The sequence below is a fragment of the Bradyrhizobium sp. CCBAU 11386 genome (genome assembly GCF_028128955.1).
Lineage (GTDB): Bacteria > Pseudomonadota > Alphaproteobacteria > Rhizobiales > Xanthobacteraceae > Bradyrhizobium.
On the sequence record NZ_LBKA01000236.1, the window covers coordinates 67,019 to 91,338 of the forward strand.

Annotated in this window: 26 protein-coding genes and 1 tRNA gene; 13 read left to right on the forward strand and 14 right to left on the reverse strand. The window is 64.7% G+C overall.

Going from position 1 to position 24,320, the window contains the following annotated elements; all coding sequences use genetic code 11:
- The first annotated feature begins 47 nt into the window (after positions 1–47).
- Positions 48–320: a DUF1150 family protein gene (locus XI09_RS24660; protein ID WP_011083553.1), complete on the forward strand. Its 273-nt coding sequence runs from the start codon at positions 48–50 to the stop codon at positions 318–320.
- 390 nt (positions 321–710) lie between these two features.
- On the opposite strand, the gene ptsN is transcribed toward XI09_RS24660, so the two are convergent.
- The 7 genes from ptsN to XI09_RS24695 all read right to left on the reverse strand — a co-directional run bounded on the left by ptsN (position 711) and on the right by XI09_RS24695 (position 7,338).
- Positions 711–1,172, reverse strand: coding sequence for a PTS IIA-like nitrogen regulatory protein PtsN (gene ptsN / locus XI09_RS24665; RefSeq protein WP_027514736.1), 462 nt, complete (start codon positions 1,170–1,172; stop codon positions 711–713).
- 223 nt (positions 1,173–1,395) lie between these two features.
- Positions 1,396–2,007: a ribosome hibernation-promoting factor, HPF/YfiA family gene (hpf, locus tag XI09_RS24670; protein ID WP_271569159.1), complete on the reverse strand. Its 612-nt coding sequence runs from the start codon at positions 2,005–2,007 to the stop codon at positions 1,396–1,398.
- Between the two features lie 156 nt (positions 2,008–2,163).
- Complete coding sequence (rpoN, locus tag XI09_RS24675; protein ID WP_271569160.1) at positions 2,164–3,777, reverse strand: RNA polymerase factor sigma-54; 1,614 nt, start codon at positions 3,775–3,777, stop codon at positions 2,164–2,166.
- A 91-nt stretch (positions 3,778–3,868) separates the two neighbouring features.
- A complete protein-coding gene (gene lptB, locus XI09_RS24680) occupies positions 3,869–4,891 on the reverse strand; it encodes an LPS export ABC transporter ATP-binding protein (protein WP_271569161.1) in 1,023 nt (340 codons plus the stop codon).
- Positions 4,892–5,104: 213 nt separating this feature from the next.
- Positions 5,105–5,839 carry an LptA/OstA family protein gene (locus XI09_RS24685; RefSeq protein ID WP_271569162.1) on the reverse strand — a complete coding sequence of 245 codons (735 nt, stop codon included), beginning with the start codon at positions 5,837–5,839 and terminating at the stop codon, positions 5,105–5,107.
- A gap of 5 nt (positions 5,840–5,844) precedes the next feature.
- Positions 5,845–6,579, reverse strand: coding sequence for an LPS export ABC transporter periplasmic protein LptC (lptC, locus tag XI09_RS24690; protein WP_271569163.1), 735 nt, complete (start codon positions 6,577–6,579; stop codon positions 5,845–5,847).
- 144 nt (positions 6,580–6,723) lie between these two features.
- A complete protein-coding gene (locus tag XI09_RS24695) occupies positions 6,724–7,338 on the reverse strand; it encodes a ribonuclease D (protein WP_271569164.1) in 615 nt (204 codons plus the stop codon).
- 345 nt (positions 7,339–7,683) lie between these two features.
- Between XI09_RS24695 and XI09_RS24700 the strand changes: the two genes are divergently transcribed.
- Positions 7,684–8,955: an MFS transporter gene (locus XI09_RS24700; RefSeq protein WP_271569165.1), complete on the forward strand. Its 1,272-nt coding sequence runs from the start codon at positions 7,684–7,686 to the stop codon at positions 8,953–8,955.
- A gap of 42 nt (positions 8,956–8,997) precedes the next feature.
- Here XI09_RS24700 and XI09_RS24705 read toward each other — a convergent pair whose 3' ends face one another.
- Together XI09_RS24705 and XI09_RS24710 are read right to left on the reverse strand one after the other, a co-directional pair.
- Positions 8,998–9,435, reverse strand: coding sequence for a hypothetical protein (locus XI09_RS24705; protein WP_271569166.1), 438 nt, complete (start codon positions 9,433–9,435; stop codon positions 8,998–9,000).
- 480 nt (positions 9,436–9,915) lie between these two features.
- A tRNA-Leu gene (locus XI09_RS24710) sits at positions 9,916–10,002 on the reverse strand.
- A gap of 140 nt (positions 10,003–10,142) precedes the next feature.
- Between XI09_RS24710 and XI09_RS24715 the strand changes: the two genes are divergently transcribed.
- Positions 10,143–11,108: a complex I NDUFA9 subunit family protein gene (locus tag XI09_RS24715; RefSeq protein WP_271569167.1), complete on the forward strand. Its 966-nt coding sequence runs from the start codon at positions 10,143–10,145 to the stop codon at positions 11,106–11,108.
- Positions 11,109–11,406: 298 nt separating this feature from the next.
- Here XI09_RS24715 and XI09_RS24720 read toward each other — a convergent pair whose 3' ends face one another.
- Positions 11,407–12,213, reverse strand: coding sequence for an undecaprenyl-diphosphate phosphatase (locus XI09_RS24720; RefSeq protein ID WP_271569168.1), 807 nt, complete (start codon positions 12,211–12,213; stop codon positions 11,407–11,409).
- A gap of 170 nt (positions 12,214–12,383) precedes the next feature.
- Here XI09_RS24720 and XI09_RS24725 point away from each other — a divergent pair, with 170 nt between their 5' ends.
- The 3 genes from XI09_RS24725 (at position 12,384) to XI09_RS24735 (ending at position 15,167) form a co-directional block, all read left to right on the forward strand.
- The gene (locus XI09_RS24725; protein ID WP_271569169.1) at positions 12,384–13,076 is read left to right on the forward strand and encodes a glutathione S-transferase family protein; all 693 of its coding nucleotides are present in this window, start codon (positions 12,384–12,386) and stop codon (positions 13,074–13,076) included.
- Positions 13,077–13,215: 139 nt separating this feature from the next.
- The gene (gene queG / locus XI09_RS24730; RefSeq protein ID WP_271569181.1) at positions 13,216–14,331 is read left to right on the forward strand and encodes a tRNA epoxyqueuosine(34) reductase QueG; all 1,116 of its coding nucleotides are present in this window, start codon (positions 13,216–13,218) and stop codon (positions 14,329–14,331) included.
- A 38-nt stretch (positions 14,332–14,369) separates the two neighbouring features.
- Complete coding sequence (locus XI09_RS24735; RefSeq protein WP_271569170.1) at positions 14,370–15,167, forward strand: acyl-CoA thioesterase domain-containing protein; 798 nt, start codon at positions 14,370–14,372, stop codon at positions 15,165–15,167.
- Between the two features lie 149 nt (positions 15,168–15,316).
- Here the strand turns inward: XI09_RS24735 and XI09_RS24740 are convergent, their stop codons facing one another.
- Both XI09_RS24740 and XI09_RS24745 read right to left on the reverse strand, forming a co-directional pair.
- Positions 15,317–15,784, reverse strand: coding sequence for a nuclear transport factor 2 family protein (locus tag XI09_RS24740; protein WP_271569171.1), 468 nt, complete (start codon positions 15,782–15,784; stop codon positions 15,317–15,319).
- A gap of 176 nt (positions 15,785–15,960) precedes the next feature.
- The gene (locus tag XI09_RS24745) at positions 15,961–16,785 is read right to left on the reverse strand and encodes an alpha/beta hydrolase (protein WP_271569172.1); all 825 of its coding nucleotides are present in this window, start codon (positions 16,783–16,785) and stop codon (positions 15,961–15,963) included.
- Between the two features lie 249 nt (positions 16,786–17,034).
- Between XI09_RS24745 and infC the strand changes: the two genes are divergently transcribed.
- A complete protein-coding gene (gene infC / locus XI09_RS24750; protein ID WP_011083535.1) occupies positions 17,035–17,574 on the forward strand; it encodes a translation initiation factor IF-3 in 540 nt (179 codons plus the stop codon).
- A gap of 117 nt (positions 17,575–17,691) precedes the next feature.
- On the opposite strand, the gene XI09_RS24755 is transcribed toward infC, so the two are convergent.
- Positions 17,692–18,084, reverse strand: coding sequence for a hypothetical protein (locus tag XI09_RS24755; protein ID WP_271569173.1), 393 nt, complete (start codon positions 18,082–18,084; stop codon positions 17,692–17,694).
- A 274-nt stretch (positions 18,085–18,358) separates the two neighbouring features.
- Here XI09_RS24755 and rpmI point away from each other — a divergent pair, with 274 nt between their 5' ends.
- Positions 18,359–18,559: a 50S ribosomal protein L35 gene (gene rpmI / locus XI09_RS24760; protein WP_008539890.1), complete on the forward strand. Its 201-nt coding sequence runs from the start codon at positions 18,359–18,361 to the stop codon at positions 18,557–18,559.
- A gap of 80 nt (positions 18,560–18,639) precedes the next feature.
- Positions 18,640–18,999 carry a 50S ribosomal protein L20 gene (gene rplT, locus XI09_RS24765; RefSeq protein WP_011083533.1) on the forward strand — a complete coding sequence of 120 codons (360 nt, stop codon included), beginning with the start codon at positions 18,640–18,642 and terminating at the stop codon, positions 18,997–18,999.
- A 26-nt stretch (positions 19,000–19,025) separates the two neighbouring features.
- Here the strand turns inward: rplT and XI09_RS24770 are convergent, their stop codons facing one another.
- Positions 19,026–19,439 (reverse strand): hypothetical protein, encoded by a 414-nt coding sequence (locus XI09_RS24770; protein WP_271569174.1) that lies wholly within the window; start codon positions 19,437–19,439, stop codon positions 19,026–19,028.
- 149 nt (positions 19,440–19,588) lie between these two features.
- Between XI09_RS24770 and pheS the strand changes: the two genes are divergently transcribed.
- Genes pheS through XI09_RS24790 form a run of 4 tightly spaced genes read left to right on the forward strand, consistent with a single transcriptional unit; the run spans position 19,589 to position 24,308 of the window.
- Positions 19,589–20,671 carry a phenylalanine--tRNA ligase subunit alpha gene (gene pheS, locus XI09_RS24775; protein ID WP_271569175.1) on the forward strand — a complete coding sequence of 361 codons (1,083 nt, stop codon included), beginning with the start codon at positions 19,589–19,591 and terminating at the stop codon, positions 20,669–20,671.
- A gap of 2 nt (positions 20,672–20,673) precedes the next feature.
- Positions 20,674–21,063 (forward strand): ASCH domain-containing protein, encoded by a 390-nt coding sequence (locus XI09_RS24780; RefSeq protein ID WP_135178726.1) that lies wholly within the window; start codon positions 20,674–20,676, stop codon positions 21,061–21,063.
- 10 nt (positions 21,064–21,073) lie between these two features.
- Positions 21,074–23,482: a phenylalanine--tRNA ligase subunit beta gene (gene pheT, locus XI09_RS24785; RefSeq protein WP_271569176.1), complete on the forward strand. Its 2,409-nt coding sequence runs from the start codon at positions 21,074–21,076 to the stop codon at positions 23,480–23,482.
- Between the two features lie 55 nt (positions 23,483–23,537).
- Positions 23,538–24,308, forward strand: coding sequence for a sulfite exporter TauE/SafE family protein (locus tag XI09_RS24790; protein ID WP_271569177.1), 771 nt, complete (start codon positions 23,538–23,540; stop codon positions 24,306–24,308).
- Positions 24,309–24,320 lie beyond the last annotated feature (12 nt).

The following is a 24,320-nucleotide window of genomic DNA, read 5'->3' on the forward strand; positions in this document are numbered from 1 at the left end:
ACGAGTAGCGGACTCGACCGCTTAGTTTCTGTGAAGGAGTCGAGACCATGAGTGAAGGTCACGTTGCGTTCGAATACGAAGCCAAGAATGTCTCTCCGGAGACGCTGGCAACACTCGGCGAAGGCCATATCGCCTATGTGAAGCAGATCCGCTCCGAGGACGTGCCTGGGCTATTCCCCGAGGCTCCGAAGATTGCGCCGGGCCTCAAGCTCTTCGCACTCCACGCCGCCGACGGCACGCCGATCATGCTGACCGACAGCCGCGAAGCCGCAGTCGCCAACGCCTGGAGCAACGAGCTGCAAGCCGTCAGCGTGCACTGAGCGCACGCGCGTCGCACGAAAAGAGTTTCAAACGGGCATGCCTTCGCACGAAGGCGTGCCCGTTTTCATTTTGCGAGATGACGTTTCCGCGTCGTCATTGCGAGCGCAGCGAAGCAATCCAGAATCCTTCCGCGGAGAGACTCTGGATTGCTTCGCTGCGCTCGCAATGACGGAGCGTGAGGTTGTAGCGTGCTCAACCCTCGTGTCCCGGACGCGGCGCAGCGCGAAGCGTCGCGACGCCGAGCCGGGACCCAGAAAGCGACACGCACAATGTGGAGACAATAGGCCCCGGCTCAGCAGCGCACCGCTGAAGAAGCGCTGCGCTGCGTCCGGGGCACGAGAGCGAGTTGCTACGCTCGCACTCTCGTGAGTCGGCAATAGCGAGAGAGATTACGCCGCCGTCGCCGGCGGCAGGGCCAGCACCGAATAGATCGCCTGGGCGTCGCGCGAGGCGCGGAGCTTCTTGGCGATGTCCTGGTCGCGCAGCAGGCGGGCGATGCGGGCGAGCGCCTTGAGGTGATCGGCGCCGGCGCCTTCGGGGGCGAGCAGCAGGAAGACGAGATCGACCGGCTGGCCGTCCATCGACTCGAAATCGATCGGGCGATCGAGCCGCGCGAACAGGCCGAAGATCTTTTCCAGCTTGGGCAGCTTGCCGTGGGGAATGGCAACGCCGTAGCCGACCGCGGTGGTGCCGAGCTTTTCCCGTTGCAGCAGCACCTCGAACACGGAGCGCTCGTTCTGCCCGGTCAGCTCGGCGGCCTTGGCCGCGAGCTCCTGCAAGGCCTGCTTCTTGCTGTTGACCTTCAATGCCGGGAGAATCGCCTCGGGTGCGACCAGATCGGTAATCGGCATGGAGGGTTTCCGAGGTGAATTAAACCGTCAGGTTCCGAATTGGCCAGCTTGGAGAGAAACCACGCCGGGCCGGCGTCAAGAAGGTGAAGCAAGAGGGGGACTTAGCCCCGGTCCTGATGTGGGGCGCTTCTACTCCAACGCAATCCCGGTGCCAACTGCTGCGTGCGGCTTTGCCCCGGTCATTGTTAAGGCCTGCGGATCGTACGGGGCCCGAATTTGCGGCCTAACCGCCCGGCATGCCATCTGCCTTGCCTCCGGGCGGGTCGATCCAGCCCACATTGCCGTCGGCCCGGCGGTAAATGATGTTCACCCGGCCGCTGGAACCATGCTGGAATACCAGGCAGGGTGCCCCGCTGAGGTCGAGTTCCATGACGGCTTCGCTGACCGAGAGCTGCTTCAGGGAGGTGGTTGCCTCGGCGATGATCACCGGGCTGTAGCCGGTGACCTCGTCCTCGTCCTCACCCTCGCCCGGCGCCTCCAGCACGTAGCTCGTGGCATCCATGGCGGCGAGCGCGGCGGAGGCGACATGGGCCTTGCGGGCCGAGCGGTCCTTGAGCCGGCTCTTGTAGCGCTTGAGCCGCTTCTCGATCATCACGAGGGCCTGGTCGGCGCTGGCATAGGCGTCCGGCGCGTTTGAATCGGCCTCCAGCGTAATTCCCGAATCGAGATGCAGCGCGCAATCGGTCCGGAAGCCGAAGCCATCCTTGCTCAGCGTGATGTGGCCGGAATAATTGCCGTCGAAATATTTGCGCAGGACCTCTTCGGTCCGGTCGGAGACGCGGCCGCGCAGGGCCTCGCCGACACTGACGCTCTTTCCCGAAATGCGGAGAGTCATGTGAACCTCATCTGGTTAGGTTCTTGTCTGCGCGTGATCCATGCGGAAAACCGCTGCACATTTTGCGCCAGCGCGGCCCTCCGGGTCCGGATCATGCGCACGCATGGATCGGTCTCGATGGGAGGTCGAGAGTAGCGCGATTTGGCGCCAGCGCAATCAGGCCGGCTCGGGGTTGCGGGAGCGATCGGACATCGCGGTAGAGAGGACGTTACCAAGAGCGCTCTGCTTGTCGCGGCGGCGTTGCACCGAGGAAGGAATGCGCATGGCTTCGCGGTACTTCGCGACCGTGCGGCGGGCAATATCAATGCCCGAGGCGCGTAACCGTTCCACGATGGTATCATCCGACAGGATCGCGGCCGGCTCTTCCGAATCGATCAGCTGCTTGATGTGGTGGCGCACGGCTTCGGCCGAATGCGCCTCGCCGCCGTCGGCCGAGGCGATCGAGGCGGTGAAGAAATATTTCAGCTCGAACGTTCCGCGATTGGTCGCCATGTATTTGTTGGCGGTGACGCGCGACACCGTGGATTCATGCATCTGGATGGCGTCGGCGACGGCCTTCAGATTCAGCGGCCGCAGATGCGCGACGCCGTGGGTGAAGAAGCCGTCCTGCTGGCGCACGATCTCGGTTGCAACTTTCAGGATGGTGCGGGCGCGCTGGTCGAGCGCACGCACGAGCCAGGTGGCGTTCTGGAGCGCGTCGGTGAAATAGGACTTGTCGCCGTCCTTGCCGATCTTCTTCGACAGCTCGGAATAGTAGGTCTGGTTGACCAGCACACGCGGCAAGGTGTCGCTGTTGAGCTCGACATGCCAGCCGCCATCAGGACCCGGACGGACATAGACATCGGGCACCATGGTCTGCAAACGCGCCGAGCCGAACTTCATGCCGGGCTTGGGGTTGAGACGGCGGATCTCGCCGATCATGTCGGCGATGTCCTCGTCGTCGACGCCGCAAACCTTGCGCAAGCCCGCGATGTCGCGCTTGGCGAGGAGATCGAGATGCTCGACCAGCGCCTGCATCGCGGGATCGTAGCGGTCGAGCTCGCGGAGCTGGATCGCCAGGCATTCGCTCAAGTTGCGCGCGCAGACGCCGGGCGGATCGAATTTTTGCAGCACGGCCAGGACGTCGTCGACGTCCTGCTGCGAGGCGCCAAGCCGCTCGGCGGCCTGGCCGAGATCCGGCGGCAGATAGCCGGCCTCGTCGACGAGATCGATCAGGTACTGGCCGATCATGCGCTGCGCGGGTGCGGTGAATGCGACCGAGAGCTGCTCGGCGAGATGGTCGCCGAGCGTGACCTCGGCGGCGACGAACGCCTCGAGATTGTAGTCCTCGTCGCCGGAGGCGCCGCCGCCCCATTCCGTATAGGTGGTCGGCGCCGCGTCCTGGGCGTTGCGCGCCGCGGCCTCGGCCGGCTCCTCGGAGAAGACGTTGTCGAGACCCGTGTCCAGGGTCTGCTCGATCTCGGCGCGAGTGCCGAGATCCTTGCTCATCCATTCTTCCTGGCCCGGCTCGAACGCCTCGCCCGGACCGCCGCCGGGCTCGTCGTTGTGGCCGCCGTCGGAATCGCTGAACTGGCCGGCCTCGGCCGGAGCCTCCCCGCCGGGGGCCTCGTCATTGGCCCGTTCCAGCAGCGGATTACGCTCGAGTTCCTCTTCCACGAAGGTCGTGAGATCGAGATTGGACAATTGCAGCAGCTTGATCGCCTGCATCAGCTGCGGCGTCATGACCAGCGACTGCGATTGCCGGAACTCTAATCTCTGCGTGAGCGCCATGAAGCAAGAACCGATCCCAAAAAGTTGGTCCGATTTTTGCTTACCCTAGTCTGAGCCTGATGTACACGTCTTGACGTAACGCAAAAAAAGGCTAGAGGCGGAATTCCTCGCCAAGGTAAAGGCGGCGAACGTCCGGATCGGCGACGATCTCATCCGGGCTGCCCTCGGTCAAGATTTCCCCGGCATAGACGATATAGGCACGATCGGTGAGGCCGAGAGTCTCGCGCACATTGTGGTCGGTGATGAGCACACCGATGCCGCGATTGGTGAGATGGCGGACGAGATCCTGAATGTCGCCGACTGCGATCGGATCGATGCCGGCGAAGGGCTCGTCGAGCAGCATGTAGTTCGGACGCGTCGCCAGCGCGCGCGCGATCTCGACGCGGCGCCGCTCGCCGCCGGACAGCGCGATCGACGGCGATTTGCGCAGGCGCGTGATGTTGAATTCGTCGAGCAGCGAGTCGAGCTGCTGCTCGCGCTTCTTGCGCGAGGGCTCGACCACTTCGAGCACGGCGCGGATGTTCTGCTCGACGGTGAGGCCGCGGAAGATCGAGGCTTCCTGCGGCAGATAGCCGATGCCGAGCCGCGCGCGCTGATACATCGGCAGCTTGGTGACGTCGTGGCCGTCGAGCTCGATCGCGCCGCGATCGGCCTTGATCAGGCCGGTGATCATGTAGAACACGGTGGTCTTGCCGGCGCCGTTCGGGCCGAGCAGGCCGACCGCCTCGCCCCGGCGCACATAGATGCTGACGCCGCGCACCACCTGGCGGCTGCCGAAGGCCTTTTCCACGCTATGCACAGCCAGGAAGCCCGGCCGCTTCAGAAGCTGCGGCCCGCCGGCGCCGTTCGGCCTGCCGGCGGCCCTGACGGGGTGGACCGCCTGGGCCCGCGGCGGCTCGGCTTGATAGTCGGCCGGGAAGTCGGCTTGATAATCGCCTTGAAAGTGGTCGGGCGCGTGCAGCGGCTGGTCCCGGGCGATCGGCGGCGCATCCCGCACCGGGCTGGCCACCAGCCCGCCGACGCCGTCACCGAGCGCGGTGATGTCCTGACGTGCAAATCCTGGCCGGCCGCGCTTGGCGGGGCGCCGACGGAACATGCTGAAAAGATCGACCATCCCCGCCTTCTAGCCTAGCGCAGTTTCTTGCGCGGTCTTCGCGCGAGCTGCCGCACCGGCCTTGCGATTGACCGGCGCAACATGAGTGAAGGGATGTCTCATGCCCAGTGAAACACGCCCGATAAGCGGCGGACCCCGCTTCGAAAGCCCTGCGCGCTAGATACAGTCTCGCCGGGCAAGCTTCAACCTCGGATCGGGAGCGTCCGACACAAGCTATTGAGTTTGCTTCGGTTTAGTTGCGCCGGGCAATTGCAGGGGCGACGCCGCACCGGGCTTGCCGCCCTGCCCGCCCTGGCCACAATCATTGCCGCCGCCCTGCGGCAGCAGGGCCTGCACCCTGCCATTGTCGGATTCCACACGCGACACGCCCGTCGTCATGTCGACCATCAGACGGTCGCCGCGCAGCACATTCTTGCACTGCGTCAGGACCACCTGGCCCGTGCCGCCGAGCATGGTGATGAGGTTGGTCTTGGTGTCGAACACGGCGGTGTCGCCGGTGACCACCTGGTCCTTCTGGGTGACCACGACATTGCCGCGCGCCTCCAGCCGCTTGATCGAGGAGCTGCCGCCCGGGCCCGGCGTCGCCGACTGCATCGGCGCCGCCTTCGCCCCCTTGGCCGCAGGCTGCGGCGTGGCGGGCTTGTCGCCGCCGGATTCGTAGAACACCACCAGCGTCTTCGAGGTCATGGTGGTGTCGCCCTGCACGACCTTCACGTTGCCGGCGAAGGTGGCTTCCTTCTTCTTGTCGCGCATCTCGAGCGAAGCGGCCTCGATCTGGATCGGCTGATCGCGGTTCTGCGAGAAGCCCTGCATCGCGTTCGGCACGCCTTGCATCGTGCTCTGTGCGATGGCCGCGCCCGTTGCAATCAGCGCGACGCCGACGGCCAACGCGGCCGCACCGATGACGGCGCACCATTCGCTGTCGTTGCGCGGAAAAAACCTGATCATGAAAATCACTTCGAATTGGCGGACTTGTTCTGCGGCGTACGTGTCTTCACCGGCGGCGGCGGCTCGGCCGGCGCAGGCTGAGCAACGGCGGGGTCATCAAGCTTGTCCAGATGCATCACCACATTGCCCTCGAAGCGGATGAGATCGCCGCCTTCCGTGATGCGCAGCCGATCCGCCGTCAGCGTGCCGTTGGTCAGCTTGACGTCGACGCGTTCGTCCGACGAGACCGTGCCCTTGTTCATGTCGACGAAGGCGGAGTTCAGCCGCGCCTCATAGCCGGTCGAGGTGCGCAGGAAGATGTCCTTGTGCAGGTCGAGCTGCTGCTGCTTGTTGTCGAAGCGGCCGGTGCGGGCATCGAGGAACAGGGTCGACTGATCCTCCATCAGCACTTTCGCACGCAAGTCCTTGAGGTCGACATGGTCGGGGTCGGTGATGTCCTGCGTTGCCGTCTTGGCCCAGAGCTCGTAGGGCCGCTGGTCCGGCGTGAAGCCGGACATATGCGGCGATTCCATCGTGATCTTGGTGCCCGACACCACCATGTTTCCGGAATCGAGCGGCAGCTTCGGCATCAGCATGCGAAATGGATTGAAGACCGAGACGCCGACGATGGCGGCCAGGGACAACAGCACCGCACCCGGGACCGCGACGCGCAGAATCCGCACCAGGCGGCTGTGGCGCGCCGCGCTGGCAAACTTCGCCGCAAGCGCGGCGTCGTAGGTGGGATTCTGGGCCGAATTCACCTGAGCTCCTGAGGTGTCGCTCGCCTTGTCCGGTCAAGTGCACGCCATTGTACCCGGCGCCGCCTGAATATGCAGCCTCGGACAGGCCGATACGAAAGTGTCCGAAACGGGGCGATTGGCCCAACCTAGCCGCCGGTTGAGGTGTCAGGAATGCGCGAAAATGTCCTCTTCCTGCCAACCCTGGAGGTCGAGCAAGGCGCGGGTCGGCAGGAAGTCGAAACAGGCCTTGGCCAGCGCCGTGCGTCCCTCCCGCACCAGCATGGCGTCGAGCCGCTCGCGCAGGGCATGGAGGTGCAGCACGTCGGAGGCGGCATAGGCGAGCTGCGGCTCGGTCAGGCTGTCGGAGCCCCAGTCGCTGGATTGCTGCTGCTTGGAAAGGTCGACATTGAGCACCTCGCGCACGAGGTCCTTGAGGCCATGGCGGTCGGTATAGGTGCGGGTCAGGCGGGAGGCGATCTTGGTGCAGTAGATCGGCCCGGTCATGACGCCGAAGCTCTGGTACAGCACGGCGATGTCGAACCGCGCGAAGTGGAAGATCTTCGTGATGGCGGGATTGGCCAAGAGCGCCTTCAGGTTCGGCGCGTCGGTGTGGCCCTTGGGGATCTGCACGACGTCGGCGCTGCCGTCACCGGGCGAGAGCTGCACCACGCAGAGCCGGTCCCGGTGCGGGTTCAGCCCCATGGTCTCGGTGTCGATCGCCACCGCTCCGGTGTAGCGGGACAGGTCGGGCAGGTCGCCGCGGTGCAGGCGTACGGTCATGGCGTTTCAAAACCTCGGGTCGAATCGGTCTGTCGACACAATAGGCTAATTCGGATGGCCCGCGATGTAGCCATTGCGGGCCGTCCGCGCAACCGCGGTCACGCCTCCCAGGCCCGGGCGGATCGCCGCCGTGCATCTCGCGGCAGGTGCGCGGCACCCGATCGAGGTTGCGAACGGAGGTGGACGGTTTCTAGCCCCCCGGGCTGTTGCATGGATCCCACAACCCGGCGCGAGCTTCATGGTGCGGCAGAACTTGCGTCATGCGCCCCGTGAAAATCGTCCCGGCCCACCCCATCTGTTGCCGGTCCCCCCGCGCCCTTGCCCGCTCGCCACCAATAGGATGTCATGACCGAACAGACGCTCGCTGCGCCTATCGACGATCAACAGGACCGCCCGCGCGGCTTTTCGCGCTACCAGTCCCTCCTCATCGCGCTGCTCGCGTTCACGCAGTTCACGATCATTCTCGACTTCATCATCATGTCGCCGCTCGGCGCCATCCTGATGCCCGCGCTCGACATCACGGCCACCCAATTCGGCGTCGCGGTGTCGGCCTACGCGTTCAGCGCGGGACTATCGGGTATTTTGGCCGCCGGCTTTGCCGATCGCTTCGATCGCAAGCGCCTGTTGCTGTTCTTCTATGTCGGCTTCACGCTCGGGACCCTGCTCTGCGCAATGGCGCAGACCTACCACGTGCTGCTGCTCGGCAGGATCGTGACCGGATTGTTCGGCGGCGTGATCGGCTCGGTCGTGCTTGCCATCATCACCGACCTGTTTCCGTTGCACTTGCGCGGCCGCGTGATGGGATTCGTCCAGACGGCGTTCGCCGCGAGCCAGGTGCTCGGCATTCCGGCCGGGCTGTTTCTCGCCAATCACTGGAACTGGCATGTCTGCTTCGCTGCGATCGTCGGCCTGTCGATCGTGGCGATCGCCATCATCGCCTTCGCCATGGAGCCGGTCGACGCGCATCTGCGGCTGAAGCAGGACAAGAACCCATTCCACCATCTGATCGCGACCGTCGGGCAGCCGCGCTACACGCTGGCCTTCGCGGTGACGACATTGCTGGCGACGGGCGGGTACATGCTGATGCCGTTCTCCAGCGCCTACACCGTGAACAATCTCGGCATCGACATGCTGCATCTGCCGACGATCTATCTCGTCTCCGGCCTGTTCAGCATCGTCACGGGGCCGCTGGTCGGCAGGGCGAGCGACGCGTTCGGCAAATACCCGACGTTTGTCTTCGGCAGCGTGGTGTCGGTGATCATGGTGCTGATCTACACCCATCTCGGCCACGTCTCGCTCGCGACCGCGATCCTCGTCAACGTCCTGATGTTCGTCGGCATCTTCTCGCGCATGATCCCGTCGCAGGCGCTGATGTCGGCGATCCCCGACCCCAGCCAGCGCGGCTCGTTCAGCGCGATCAGCGCCTCGCTCCAGCAGCTCTCCGGCGGGCTCGGTTCGGCGCTCGCCGGCGCGATCATCGCGCAAGCGCCTGACGGCTCGCTGATCCATTTCGACCGGATCGGCTACGTCGTCGTCGCATCGGCGATCGTCTCGCTGGTCGCGATGTATTTTGTGCAGAAGGCGGTGGCGGAGCGGGCGGGGAAAAGGGTGGTCTGAGAGGGGCCTGCCCAACGGCCTCGGACGGTTCGTTTGCCGCTCCTATTCGATCGTTGCATTCACCGTCATGACCGATCTGCCTGACCCGTATGGACCCTTTCCTTCACCATAGATGGCGAACGTATCGTTGCCCTTGTAACCGGATGCCGCGGTGTACCTGAACGTCGTTACGTTGATCTGTCTGAGCGTCCCGTGCGCAGGCTTCTGCGAAACGCCCGAGCTGTGCATCGCTCCCGGAATTCGCATCGGGAAATTGCACGTTTCGCCCGACCTGACCGCGAAGTAGGCCGTCATGTCGACGCCAAACGCGGACGGATGACCGGTGACCCGACACTCGGAGGCGGCGAAGGCCGTAACCGGCGTCAGGCTCATGACAGCAGCGACAGCCAACATCCGCATGCTCGTCTCCCGTGAGGATGAGGTGGCATCCGCGGCAGCTGATCCCGAAGCGTCGGGATGACCATTGATTTGAATCAACATGTCGACTCGTGCCGACCAGACGATTGAATAAGCGGACTGGCGACTTTCCGCCGTTGGGCCGATTGACTGACACCTTGCTGGCGAGCGGGTGTTCTGCGGCGGCGAGTCTAGATATCGAAGGGGCTCCGAGATTTTCGGCGAGCGGGAGGAGCCAAAGTACGTCTATGCTGCCGGCGCCTGACGCGTCTTTATCTCGCTGGGCTCTGCGGTGCGGAGGGAGAAGCGGACGGCCTGAGCGCCCTCGCTGGGCGTCACGAAAACGAAGCCATCACCGAGCGGAATCGCGAGTTCTACACCGACTGCTTTGCGCCGGACGTCAGCCGGAATGCGCTGCACGAAAGTGGAAAGCGAGACCCGTCCCGGCGCATCAGCCGAACAACCCTGAACAGCAATGTTACGCCCCATTGTTACACAGTCGGGGCCGATGCAACACTCTGAAAGGGCATAACTTCTTGGAATTGCTTCACATCAAGAAGTTGGTGGTGCCCAGGAAAGGACTCGAACCTTCACGGCCGTTAAGCCACTGGCACCTGAAGCCAGCGCGTCTACCAATTCCACCACCTGGGCATGCCGGTTTGGGGCACGGAGGCGGTTACTAAGGTTCGGTGACGCGCTTGTCAAATCATGAGTAGGGATGCGGATTGCGCATCGCAAACCGGCCCGATACAAGCCTCGTCAGGCGCACTCTCCCTCAGGAATAGATCCCCATGGCATCGAATCTGGAAACTCTCGTCACGGTTTTCGGCGGATCGGGGTTTTTGGGCCGGAATGTCGTCCGGGCGCTGTGCAAGCGCGATTACCGGGTCCGGGTCGCGGTGCGGCGGCCGGAACTGGCTGGATACCTCCAGCCCTCCGGCAAGGTCGGGCAGGTCCATGTGGTGCAGGCCAATCTGCGCTACCCGGCCTCGGTCGAGGCGGCGCTGCGTGATTCGGATGTCGTGATCAATTTGGTCGGCATCCTCACCGAAAGTGGCAAACAGAGCTTCGACGCGGTCCAGGCCAAGGGCGCCGAGACCGTCGCCAAGGCGGCGGCCGCAGCCGGGGCCCGCCTGGTGCATGTCTCGGCGATCGGCGCCGACGCGGAATCGCCCTCGCGCTATGCCAAGGCCAAGGCGGCCGGCGAGGCGGCGGTCTTGGCCGCGGTGCCGTCGGCCACGATCTTCCGTCCCTCCGTGATGTTCGGCCCCGAGGACCAGTTCACCAACCGCTTTGCGGCGCTGGCCCGGATGTCGCCGGTGCTGCCGCTGATCGGCGAGAGGACCCGGATGCAGCCGGTCTATGTCGGCGATGTCGCCACCGCGATCGCGGATGCGGTCGACGGCAAGGCCAAGGCGGGCGCGACCTACGAGCTCGGCGGGCCGGAGGTGCTGACCATGCGCGAGATCATCGAGGCCATCCTCGAGATCACCGCTCGCAAGCCGATGCTGGTGCCGCTGCCGTTCGGACTTGCTCGCTTCCAGGCCAACTTCCTGCAATTCGCGCCCGGTGCGTTCAAGCTGACGCCCGACCAGGTCACGCTGCTCGAGCGCGACAATGTCGTGTCGGATGCGGCGAAGGCGGCTGGGCTGACGCTGGAAGGCCTCGGCATCACAGCGGATTCGCTGGAGGCGATCGCTCCGCAATATCTCTGGCGCTTCCGCGCCGCCGGGCAGTTCCAGCGCATGAGCATTTGAGGCTCTTTTTCACCTCTCCTCGCTTGCGGGGAGAGGCATAGGCCGCCCGGCGGCCGTCCTGAAGAAACGCCGAAGCTGCGCTTCGGCTATGTCGCCCTTGCGATCCGGGTGAGGGGGTACAGGTCCCACCGCGATCTCACGTATGGTAAGAGGCCCTCACCCCAACCCTCTCAGCGCGAGCGAAGCTCGTCGCGGCCCCGTAAGAACGGGGCGAGGGAGTGCACCGCCGCCGTGGCCGCAGTGCGAATCCCACAATCGCCGGAATTTCCGCGTCTTGGCGCGTCGACGTCTTCGGACGTCAGCGCCCCAACGCCAGCGCGATCAGGCCGAGCGTGCCGACGATGACGCGCCACCAGGCGAACACCACGAAGCCGTGGCGGGTGACGTATGTCAAAAACGTCTTCACCACGATCACCGCGGTGACGAACGACACCACGAAGCCGATCGCGACGATGCCCATGTGGTCCATCGTCATCTCGGAGCGGTTCTTGTAGAAGTCGTAGGCGAACGCGCCGATCATGGTGGGGATCGCGAGGAAGAACGAGAACTCCGCCGCCGCGCGCTTGTCCGCACCGAGCAGCATGGCGGCGACGATGCTGGCGCCGGAGCGCGACACGCCCGGGATCATCGCCACGCACTGCGCGATGCCGATGTAGAGATACATCAGCAGCGGAAACTTGGTGGCGTCATGCTCGCGCGGCTTGAGGTCGAGCTTGTCGACCCAGAGCAGGATGGCGCCGCCGACGATCAGCGTGAAGCACACGACCCACGGATTGAACAGCACGCTCTTGATGTATTTGCCGGCGACGAGGCCGACCACGACAGCCGGCAGGAACGCCACCAGCACGCCGATCACGAAACGGCGCGAATAGGTGTCGCCCGTGAAGAAGCCGATCACGACGTCCCAGAGCTTCTTGAAGTAGAGCCCGACGATCGCGAGGATCGCACCTAACTGGATCAGAACCGTAAACGAATCCCAGAAGGCGCCTTCGCCGAGATGAAAGAAGCGCTCCGCAAGCAGCAGGTGGCCGGTCGAGGAAACGGGAAGGAACTCGGTCACACCCTCGATGATGCCGAGGATCACTGCCCGTATTGCATCTGACATATTTACGGTCCATTTCCGCTGGAAAAGCGGGGTTCTTCTCGCCTATTCGTCCCCATGCTGCAATCGCAAAATACGATCATCACGCTCTTGCTTCGCGGTTTTGAAGGACTAGTGTGGCGCCGCACAAACATTGATGGATTCTTAAGCACCATCAAATAGTCAAAGGCTTCATGTTTACGCTGTTTCATCATCCGTTCTGTCCGCATTCGCGCTTCATCCGTCTGATCGTGGGCGAATACGGGCTCGACCTGAAGCTGGTCGAAGAGCGCAGCTGGGAACGGCGCGAGGCATTCCTGCTGCTCAATGCCGCCGGCACCACGCCGGTCCTGGTGGACGAGGAACAGCCGCCGATACCGGGCGCGGCGATCATCGCCGAATATGTCGACGAGGCCTATGGCGCCGGGATGGGAGCCAAGCGTCTGATGCCGGAGACGCTTGGCGAGCGCGTCGAGGTGCGCCGGCTGATGGCCTGGTTCAACGAGAAGTTCTTCGAGGAGGTCTCGCACCCTCTCGTCACCGAGCGGATCTACAAGCGCTTCATGAGCGAGGACAACGGCGGCGGTGCGCCTTCGGCCGACGTGATGCGCGCGGCCAAGGCGAATGTGCGCTATCATCTGGCCTATATCGGCTGGCTGGCGCAGACGCGTAACTTCCTCGCCGGCGACCGGCTCACCTACGCGGATCTCGCCGCCGCGGCGCACCTCTCGGCGATCGACTATCTGGGCGACGTGCCATGGAGCGAGGACGACGCAGCAAAGGCGTGGTACGCGCGGGTGAAATCCCGCCCGTCGTTCCGCCCGCTGCTGAGCGAATGGCTCGCGGGCGTGCCGGCGTCGCGGACCTATGTGGACCTGGATTTCTGATGAGGATCGTCATGCCCGCGCTTGTCGCGGGCATCCACGTTCCTTCTTTTCTTATGAGCGCAACGCAAAGACGTGGATGGCCGGGACAGGCCCGGCCATGACGAGCGTGGATACAATAGCGATCAAATCTGCCACCGACATGGATCGGCTGCGTGCTGCATTCGAGGAGCAGGCGCGCGCGCTCGGCTTCGACTGCGTCGGCATCACCGCACCAGGCACGATCGAGACTGCCGGAAAGCATTTCCTCGAATTCATCGCCTCGGGCGGCCATGGCGACATGGACTGGCTCGCGGCGCAGCCGGAGCGCCGCGTCGATCCGCGCGGGCTGTGGCAGGACGTGCGCAGTGTCATCATGCTCGGCGTCAATTACGGTCCCGACGCCGATCCGCTCGCGATCCTCGAGCAGCGCACACGCGCGGCGATCTCGGTCTATGCGCAGGGCGACGACTATCACGATTTGATCAAGAAGCGCCTGAAGGCGCTGGCGCGCTGGCTGGTCGCGACCGCGCCGTCGGACGTGAAGGTGTTCGTCGACACCGCCGCGGTGATGGAGAAGCCGCTGGCGCAGGCCGCGCATCTGGGCTGGCAGGGCAAGCACACCAATCTCGTCTCGCGCGAGTTCGGCTCATGGCTGTTTCTCGGCGCGATCTACACCACGCTCGACTTGCCGCGCGACGCTGCCGAGATCGATCATTGCGGCTCGTGCCAGGCCTGTCTCGACATCTGCCCGACCGCGGCATTTCCGGCGCCCTACAAGCTCGATGCGCGCCGCTGCATCTCGTATCTCACCATCGAGAACAAGGGAGCGATCCCCCGCGAATTTCGCAAGGCCATCGGCAACCGCATCTATGGCTGCGACGATTGCCTTGCCGCCTGCCCCTGGAACAAGTTTGCGCAAGCGGGACGCGAGGCCAAGCTCGCCGCGCGCGACGAGCTGCGCGCGCCGGGCCTCGCCGAATTGGCGCGGCTCGATGTTGCGGCGTTTCGTGCGCTGTTCACGAAGTCGCCCGTCAAGCGCATCGGCCGCGACCGCTTCTTGCGCAACGTGCTGATCGCGATCGGCAACTCGGGCGAGGTGGCGCTCGCGGAGGAGGCGCGGCGATTGCTGGGGGATGAGAGCGCATTGGTGCGTGGCGCGGCGGTGTGGGCGCTGGGGCAGTTGGTGCCGCGCGAGGAGTTCGAGGCGATGAGATCCGTCGCGATAGGCAACGAGCACGACGAGAATGTGCGTGAGGAGTGGCAGGCCGTTTCCTAGACTTGATTTCCCCGCGCGTTCCTTCAAGGTCGCGCGCCATGACAAACATGCCTTTCTTCACCCGCGACGGCGATACTTTCCGTCCGACGGAAGTTGCCAATGGCCCGTGGGATCCGAAATCGCTGCACGGACGCGTCATCGTCGGCCTGCTCGGCTTCGCCATCGAGGAGCGCCATTCCGGCCCCGAATTCGTGCCGGCGCGGCTCACCGTCGATATGTTTCGGCTGCCGACGATCGACAAGCCGATCGAAGTGACGACGCGGCTGGTGCGCGATGGAATGCGCATCCGCGTGGTCGAGGCGGAATTTGTCTCCGGCGGCGTCAGCATGGCGCGCGCCTCCTGCCAGTTGCTGCGCAAAACGCAGAATCCCGACGGCAATGTCTGGTCGCCGCCGAACTGGGACGTGCCGAAGCCGGCCGATATCCCCAAGCCGACCGATCCCAGGCTCGGCATGAACGGCAAATGGACGACGCGGCCGATCGTCGGCCATATGGGCTCGCTCGGTCCGCGCCGGCTCTGGATGAGCGAGGTGCGCGAGCTCGTTGCAGGCGTACCGATGACGCCGTTCGTCCATGTCGCCACCGGCGCCGATTTCGCCAGCCCATTTGCGAACGCCGGCGACAAGGGGCTCGGCTACATCAACAGCGACGTGACGATCTATCTGCACCGCCTGCCGGTGACGAGCTGGATCGGCTTCGACGTGGTGAACCACCAAGCCACCGACGGTGTCGCGATCGGCGAATGCTGGCTCTACGACGAACAGGGCCCGATCGGCACGGCCACCGTCGCCGCGCTGGCGCAGCGCAAGCCGATGGCGAATCCGGCGAAGCGGTAAAGACGCGAGGTCTCTCCACTTTGTCATTCCGGGATGCGCCGTCAGGCGCAGACCCGGAATCCATCGGGCCGCAAGCCGAGAGGTGGAATGGATTCCGGGCTCGCGCTAAGAGGCGCGCCCCGGAATGACGGGAGGAGAGAGCGGCGCGGCTACGCCAGATGCCGCTTCATCTCCGGCCGCGCCTTGAGCGCCGCGCCCTGCTTGGCGACGATCTTGGCAATCCTATCAGGCGCAAACTTCAAATCGACAAACGCCGGCGCGGTGTTGGCGACCTCGTGATAGCCAGCGATCTTGCCGTCCTTCAGCGTCATGATCGCAACGCCCTCGAACATCGCCCGCGCGCCGTTCGCCTCGGGGAGCGTCGAGCGATAGCTGAACGTGTAGCGCGCATAGAGCGTGGTGCCGTTGGTGACGGGATCATGCATGTCCCAGCGGAAATCGGTCGCCGTGCGATAGAACCAGTCGTTGATCATGGCGGCGATCTTCTCGCGGCCTTCGAACGCGCCGTAGAAGACATCGTGATAGACGCCGTCTTCGGTGAAGAGGTCGGAAAACGCGCGGCCGTTGCGCTGCTCGACGGCATCGCAGAAGGCGCGCAGCATGGCGGTGGTGGTCATCGGCGTTTCTCCCATTCTCGGTCATGCCCCGCCACCGGGTCTCGCCTTCGGCGAGCCCGATGACAGGCTCCGGCGGGGCATCCAGTACGCCGCGGCTTCTCGGCTCAAGCAGAGCTGCCTCTGGAATACTGGATCGTCCGCCTTCGCGGACGATGACACCGCGCGCTTAGAGACACTCACCCGATCTCGGCCACTGCGGCAAGAATGCGCGCGATGTCCTGCGGGCGCGACAGGCGGTGGTCGCCGTCCTGGATCATGGTCAGCACGACGTCGTCGGCCGGCAAGCGGTGCGTCAGCGCGAACGCGTGCTGCCAGGGCACGTCAGGGTCCTGCGCGCCTTGCAGGATGCGGACGGGGCAGCCGAGATCGATGGCGCTGCCGAGCACGAGATGGCTGCGGCCCTCCTCGATCAGATTCCGCGTGATCGGATAGGGCGAGCCGTCGCCATACTCGGATGGCCGCAGCCAGACGCCCTTGGTCTCGATCTCCTTCTTCACTGCAGCCGGAAAATTCTTCCACATCAGCTCCTCGGTGAAGTCGGGCGCCGGCGCGATCAGCACGAGGCCGGCGAGCGACGCCTTGGCTTGCTGGTTCTCCTGCTGATTCTCCTGCTGGTTCTCTTGGCGCTTCCTGATCTCGCGCGCGAGCAGCAGCGCCATCCAGCCGCCCATGGAGGAGCCGATCAGGATCTGCGGGCCGTCGCAGAACCGCTCGAACACCGCGACGCTCTCCTCCAGCCAGCGCCCGATGGTTCCGTCGGCGAAATCGCCGCCAGATTCGCCGTGGCCGGAATAGTCGAACCGGACCGCGGCGCGGCCGTGGTCGCTGGCCCAGGCGTCCAGCGCCACGGCCTTGCTGCCCTGCATGTCCGATTTGAACCCGCCGAGCCAAACGAGGCCGGGGCCGTCTCCGGCGCGGCGGCGCACCGCGATCCTGCGCGCGGACGCGCCCTCGCCCACATCGATGAAATCGAGCACGGCATCGGGAATTGCATTGGTCATGGAACGTTTACTCTGGCTGTGCGGTTTGAGCTGTCTGGGCGTGTTCCGTGGCAGCGCCGGATATCGGTATTGGCCCTTTGGGACGCTTGCGGAACAGAGGCAAGGTGTCTATGTCGGTCAGCGTGCCGCCAGGCGTGACCAAAATGCCTCGCATTTAACGGTTTTTCGCTTCGCGTACGCGACTTGCTTGCCGGCAAACGCATCTTCCTTCAAAATAGCCGCGTCTTTCACAACTTTGGAGAACCACCCATTCGCCGTCCTAATAAAGCTCCGCCCGCTGCCAGCAAAGACGGGCCGCGCATCAATGATGATATTCGCAATGCGCAAATCCAGCTGATCGATCAGACCGGTGACAACAAAGGCACGGTCGAGACCGTCGTCGCCATCAAGATGGCCCAGGAAGCTGGCATGGATCTGGTCGAGATTTCGCCGAATACCAGCCCTCCCGTCTGCAAGATCATGGACTACGGGAAGTACAAGTATTCCGCTCAGAAGAAAGCCGCCGAAGCCCGCAAGCGGCAGAAGACCGTCGAGATCAAGGAGATCAAGCTCCGCCCGATGATCGACGATCATGATTACGACGTGAAGATGCGCGCGATGCAGCGGTTCTTCGAAGAGGGCGACAAGGTCAAGATCACGCTGCGCTATCGCGGCCGCGAAATGGCGCACCAGGAGATCGGCACCAAGCTTCTGGACAAGATCAAGACCGACGTCGCCGAGCTCGCCAAGGTCGAGCAGGACGCGCGGTTCGAAGGCCGTCAGGTGGTCATGGTGCTGGCGCCGCGCTGACGCCAGCTGTTCAGGACGAGAGAGTTCGACGGCCCGTCCGGATTGTCCGGCGGGCCGTTTTGTTTTTTCACCTCGCCCGCTTGCGGGGGAGAGAGCAGACCGTTTTCTTCGCGACAGCTATGTCCGCATCGCCTGCCAGGTGCCGCTACAGCGGTCGCCGGAAATGATGCCGCGCCACGAGCCGGAGCCGTTCACGCCGGCAAGCTGGCCGCCGCCGCTGGCATGGGACGCGCCGACCGAGACATGGACCGCCACAGTGCCGGAGCGCTTGACCCGGCCCGAGACCCGGCCGCCGCCGGCGGACGAGACGCGGCTGCCGGTCACGGTGAAGGGGACGCTGTAGCCCGAGCCGCAATTGCCGCGGGTGGTGGCGAAGGTGACGTTCCAGATGCCGTCATAGCGGCCGACGCGGGCATCGGCGATGGACGGCAGCGCGGCGGCGAGCACGGCAAGCAGCGCCAGGCGGCGCGGGCGAGTAAATTGCGGGACAAATTGGGGGAAATGGGCCATTTTGGTCCTGTCTCCGGGCGACACGGCTTGGACATGAGGGGTGGCAACTCCGGATAGTCGGCGGGCGGGTTTCGGCGGTTCATCGTTGCCAATTGGCTTCCGCTCTGGCATAAGCCCAGCCTTCATCGCCCGGCTGATTAAGGGCTGCCGTGGCGGTGTCCGTGCGGGTTTCGCGCTTGTTCGTAGAAACCTGAGCACAATCAACGCTCTAACGAGCATTTTTGACGGCCAGCCGCCTTCGCGGGCGGGTTTCTGTGGCCATTAGGAGAGCCAAATGCCCAAGCTGAAGACCAAATCGGGCGCTAAAAAGCGCTTCAAGGTGACTGCCACCGGCAAAGTGATGCACGCCCAGCGCGGCAAGCGTCACGGCATGATCAAGCGGACGAAGAAGCAGATCCGTCAGCTCCGCGGCACCCGCGTGCTGTTCAAGACCGACGGCGACAACGTCAAGAAGTACTTCTTGCCGAACGCCTGATCGCGTCCACGATCACTGCCCCCTCGGCCGCGCCTCGCGCGGCGATCCGAAAACCAAGTCATCTCTGAAGGATTTTTGTCATGTCTCGCGTCAAACGCGGTGTGACCGCCCACGCCAAGCACAAGAAAGTCTACAAGGCCGCCAAGGGCTTCTACGGCCGCCGCAAGAACACCATCCGCGCCGCCAAGCCGGCCGTCGAGAAGGCTCAGCAGTACGCCTTCCGCGACCGCAAGCGCAAGAAGCGGACGTTCCGTGCGCTCTGGATCCAGCGCCTCAACGCCGCTGTGCGTCCGTTCGGCCTGACCTACAGCCGATTTATCGACGGTCTCGCCAAGTCGGGTATCACCGTGGACCGCAAGGTGCTGTCGGATCTCGCGATCAACGAGCCCGCGTCGTTCCAGGCGATCGCCGAGAAGGCCAAGGCTGCTCTCGCGGCCTGAGGTCTCTCGCTGGCGGGCCTTCTTGACTAACGATTGTTGGGGCCCGCAGCCTTCAGCGCGCGTTGCGAGTAACGCTGGGCGACCTCCGCCCGGCAGAATGCCGCGAACGATAGATACATGGTGCCGGATTTATTCCGGTACTTTCGGTCACAGACGCGCATCTCGCGCTGGTAGGCCTGTTTCTGCGCAGCGTTGAGGCCGGGCATGAAGTCCGCCTCGCACTTCTTCTCGACGGCGGCGCCGAGCTGGACATCGCCGCTCGCGGTCAGTTGGCAATCCTGAAACACCTTCATCGCGCTTTCGCAGCCCTTCTGGGCGTTGATGGTGTCGACGACCTCATCCAGCGTCATGGACTTCTCCATGCAGACCATGGCGCGTGCCGGGGTGCCGGCGACCGATAGAACGACGGCCAGAATGGCCAGGCAGGACCTTGAGAGCATCACGAAGCCTCCTCGTATCCCCTTGGTGCCGGGCCCCCGCGCGAAGTTCAACCCAGCCGTTCCTGAGCCCGAAATGACCGGCTTTTCGCTTGACGTTACGGCCTTCTGGCGGCGACAACCCAGCCGAATTTAGCAGCAAGGATTTGACTGTGTCCGACCTCGCAACGCTCGAAACGTCCATCCTCGATCAGATCGCCGCCGCCGGCGACGAAGCCGCCCTCGAAGCGGTGCGCGTCGCAGCCCTCGGCAAGAAGGGCTCGATCTCCGCGCTGCTTGCCACGCTCGGCAAGATGTCGCCGGACGAGCGCAAGACGCAGGGCGCCGCGATCAACCAGGCCAAGGACAAGGTCACCGAGGCGCTCGCAGCAAAGCGCGACGTCTTGAAGTCGGCGGCGCTCGATGCGCGGCTCGCGTCCGAAACCATCGACGTGACGCTGCCGCTGCGTGACGCACAGGCGGAGGCCGGCCGCATCCATCCGCTGAGCCAGGTCTGGGACGAGCTGACCACGATCTTCGCCGACATGGGCTTCTCGGTCGCCGAAGGTCCCGATATCGAGACCGACGACTACAACTTCACCAAGCTGAACTTCCCGGAAGGCCATCCCGCGCGCGAGATGCACGACACCTTCTTCTTCCATCCGAAGGAAGACGGCTCGCGCATGCTGCTGCGGACCCACACCTCGCCGGTGCAGGTGCGCACCATGCTGAGCCAGAAGCCGCCGATCCGCGTGATCTGCCCGGGCCGCACCTATCGCATCGATTCGGACGCGACCCACACGCCGCAATTCCACCAGGTCGAAGGCCTCGTCATCGACAAGCACTCGCATCTCGGCCACCTCAAATGGATCCTGCACGAGTTCTGCAAGGCGTTCTTCGAGGTCGACCACATCAACATGCGCTTCCGCCCGTCGTTCTTCCCGTTCACCGAGCCGTCGCTGGAAGTCGATATCCAGTGCCGCCGCGACAAGGGCGAGATCCGCTTCGGCGAGGGTGAGGACTGGCTCGAGATTCTCGGCTGCGGCATGGTGCATCCGAACGTGCTGCGCGCTTGCGGCATCGATCCCGACGAGTACCAGGGCTTTGCCTGGGGCATGGGCATCGACCGCATCGCCATGCTGAAATACGGCATCGCCGACCTGCGCCAGCTGTTCGACAGCGACGTCCGCTGGCTGTCCCATTACGGCTTCAAGCCGCTGGAAGTCCCGACGCTCGCGGGGGGATTGAGCACGTGAACCTGAGCGCCGTCCCGGAGCAATATCGCGGCCTGCGGTCGTTCGCCTTCGGCGACGGACCGGCTCTGGCCGACGAGTTGCTCGATCTCGTGATCCGGGGCGTCAAGACCGCGACATGCAGCACCGAGGACGAGCCCAACACCTCGACGCCGGGCGAACGCTGGATCGTGCTCGACGGACGCGGAGAGCCACGCTGCATCATCGAATCGACCGAGGTGAGCTATCGCCGCTTCGGCGAGGTCGATGCAGCCTTTGCCTTCGACGAAGGCGAAGGTGATCGCAGTCTCGACTACTGGCGCAACGCGCATCGCAACTATTTCGGTCGGCAAGGCAAATTTCGCGAAGACATGATGCTCATGTGCGAACGCTTTCGCCTGATCGAGGTTTTCTAGGAACGGCACCATGAAATTCACGCTCTCCTGGCTAAAGGACCATCTCGACACCGACGAGCCGCTGGACAAGCTCGCCGAGAAGCTCACCATGATCGGGCTCGAGGTCGAGAACATCGAGGACAAGGCGAAGGCGCTGAAGCCTTTCACCATTGCGAAGGTGATCTCGGCCGAGCAGCATCCGAATGCGGATCGCCTGCGCGTCTGCATGGTCGACACCGGCGACGGCGGCGCGCCGGTGCAGGTCGTGTGCGGCGCGCCGAACGCGCGCGCGGGCCTCGTCAGCGTGTTCTCAGCCCCCGGCACCTACATTCCCGGCAAGGACATCACGCTGGGCGTCGGCACCATCCGCGGCGTCGAGAGCCGCGGCATGCTGTGCTCGGCGGCCGAGCTGCAGATCTCCAACGACCATGACGGCATCATGGAATTGCCGGCGGACGCGCCGATCGGCGCTGCTTACGCCGAATGGGCCGCGCTCGGCGATCCCGTGGTCGAGATCAACCTGACGCCGAACCGGCAGGACTGCACCGGCGTGCACGGCATCGCGCGCGACCTCGCCGCCGCCGACATGGGCAAGTTCAAGGATCCGACGATCAAGCCGATCAAGGGCGAATTCCCCTGCCCGGTGAAGGTCACGGTCGAGGACGCGACGCTGTGTCCGGGCTTCGCGCTGCGCCTCGTGCGCGGCGTGAGGAACGGCCCGTCGCCGGAATGGCTGCAGAAACGGCTGACCGCGATTGGGCTGCGACCGATCAACGCGCTGGTCGACATCACCAACTTCATGACCTACGACCGCGCGCGGCCGCTGCACGTGTTCGACGCCAGGAAGGTGAAGGGCAATCTCGTGGTACGCCGCGCCCGCGACGGCGAGACGCTGCTCGCGCTCGACGGCCGCACCTACAACCTCGATTCCGCGACCTGCGTGATCGCGGATGAGCACGGCGTCGAATCGCTCGCCGGCATCATGGGCGGCGAGGCCTCCGGCTGCGACGAGAACACCACCGACGTGCTGATCGAATCGGCGCTGTGGAACGAGATCAACATCGCCCAGACCGGCCGCAAGCTCGGCATCAATTCGGACGCGCGCTACCGCTTCGAGCGCGGCGTCGATCCGGCCTTCATGGTGCCGGGGCTGGAGCTCGCGACCAGGCTGGTGATGGAGATGTGCGGCGGCGCGCCGTCCGAGAACGTCGTGGTCGGCAAGGCCTTTGGCGATGACCGCGTCATCGATTTTCCGGTGACCGAGGTCAAGCGTCTCTCCGGCATCGAGGTGCCGCAAGCGGAGATGAAGCGCATCCTGACTCATCTCGGCTTCATGATGGCGGGCCCGGGCCCGGTGGTGAAGGTCGCGGTGCCGTCGTGGCGCTCCGACGTGCACGGCAAGGCCGACATCGTCGAGGAGATCGTCCGCATCTTCGGCGTCGACAAGGTGCCGATGACGCCGTTCGAGCGCGGCGATGATGCGCGCAAACCGGTGCTGACGCCGCTCCAGCTTCGCACCCGCCGCGCCAGGCGTGCGCTCGCGAGCCGCGGCATCATCGAAGCGGTGACGTGGTCGTTCATCACGAAGTCTGCGGCAAAACTGTTCGGCGGCGGCCAGCGCGAGCTGGAAGTGGCCAACCCGATCGCCTCGGACCTGTCCGACATGCGCCCGACCCTTTTGGCCGGCCTGATCGCGGCGGCGCAGGCCAATGCCGATCGGGGCTTCGGCGATGTCGCGCTGTTCGAGGTCGGCCAGCTGTTCAAGGGCGATCGGCCGCAGGATCAGTTCATGGCGGCAAGCGGCGTGCGCCGCGGCTTTGCCTCCTCGGAAGGCCTGGGACGGCACTGGTCGGGCTCGGTGCAGGCTGACGTGTTCGACGCCAAGGCCGATGCGCTGGCGGTGCTGGCCGCGAGCGGCGCGCCGATGCAGGCGCTTCAGATCGTGGCCGGCGGTCCCGGCTGGCTGCATCCGGGCCGTTCCGGCACGATCCAGATCGGCCCGCAGAACGTGCTCGGCTATTTCGGCGAGATGCATCCGCGCGCACTGGAAGCGCTCGGCGCCGACGGTCCGCTGATGGTGTTCGAGGTGATCCTCGACCGCATCCCCGAGGCCAAGAAGAAGCCGACCCGCGCCAAGCCCGTGATCGAGCTGCCGGCCTTCCAGCCTGTTACGCGCGACTTCGCCTTCATCGTCGACCGCACCGTGAAGGCCGCCGACATCGTGCGCGCCGCGCTAGGCGTCGACAAGAAGCTGATCACCGGCGTCAACGTGTTTGACGTCTACGAGGGCAAGGGCATCGATGACGGCAAGAAGTCGATCGCGATCGCGGTGACGATCCAGCCGCGCGAGAAGACCTTGACCGACCAGGAGATCGAGGCTGTCGCCGCGAAGGTCGTGGCGGAGGTGACGAAGAAGACCGGCGGCACGCTGAGAGCATGATGCCGAAAAATGTGACGCGGTTTTCGGACGACATCATGCTCCAAAATCACTGAGCATGAGCCTCACCGACTTCCTCCCGAAGGACGTCAGCCTCACCATTGCGATGGCGCTCTGCGCCGTCGCCTTCGTCTCTGGTACCGCGCGCGGCTTTTCCGGCTTCGGCTCGGCGCTGATCTTCATGCCGCTGGCGAGCAGCATCGCGGCGCCGCGGCTCGTTGCCGCCTTGCTGCTCGTGATCGATTTCGTCGCGGCGGTGCCGCTGCTGCCCGACGCGTGGCGCAAAGCCGACCGCAAGGCCACCGCCGTGATCGTGCTGGGCGCGCTGATCGGCGTGCCCATCGGCACCTATTTGCTCAACGTGCTCGAGCCCGTCACCACGCGCTGGATCATCTCCTGCTTCGTCGCCGCGCTGTTGCTGCTGCTGCTGTCGGGCTGGTGCTATCGCGGCAAGGACCACGCCTGGCTCTCGGTCGGCATCGGCGGCCTCTCGGGCTTCTGCAGCGGGCTGGCGCAGACCGGCGGGCCTCCGATCGTCGGCTATTGGCTCGGCCGCCCAATCGCGTCGATCGTCGCGCGCGCCAACATCCTGCTGTTCTTCGGCGCGTCGGACTTCTTCTCGATGGTCAGTTACGCGACGACAGGCCTGATCAGCCGCGAATCGCTGGTGCTCTCGCTCATCGTCGGTCCGGTCTACGCCATCGGCGTCGCATTCGGCGCCTCGCTATTCGGCCGCGCCAGCGAAAAGGTGTTTCGCGGCATCTGCTACGCGCTGATCGCAATGGCGGTTGTTTTTGGGCTGCCGGCGCTGGATGGGATTTTGCGCTGACTCTCTCCACGA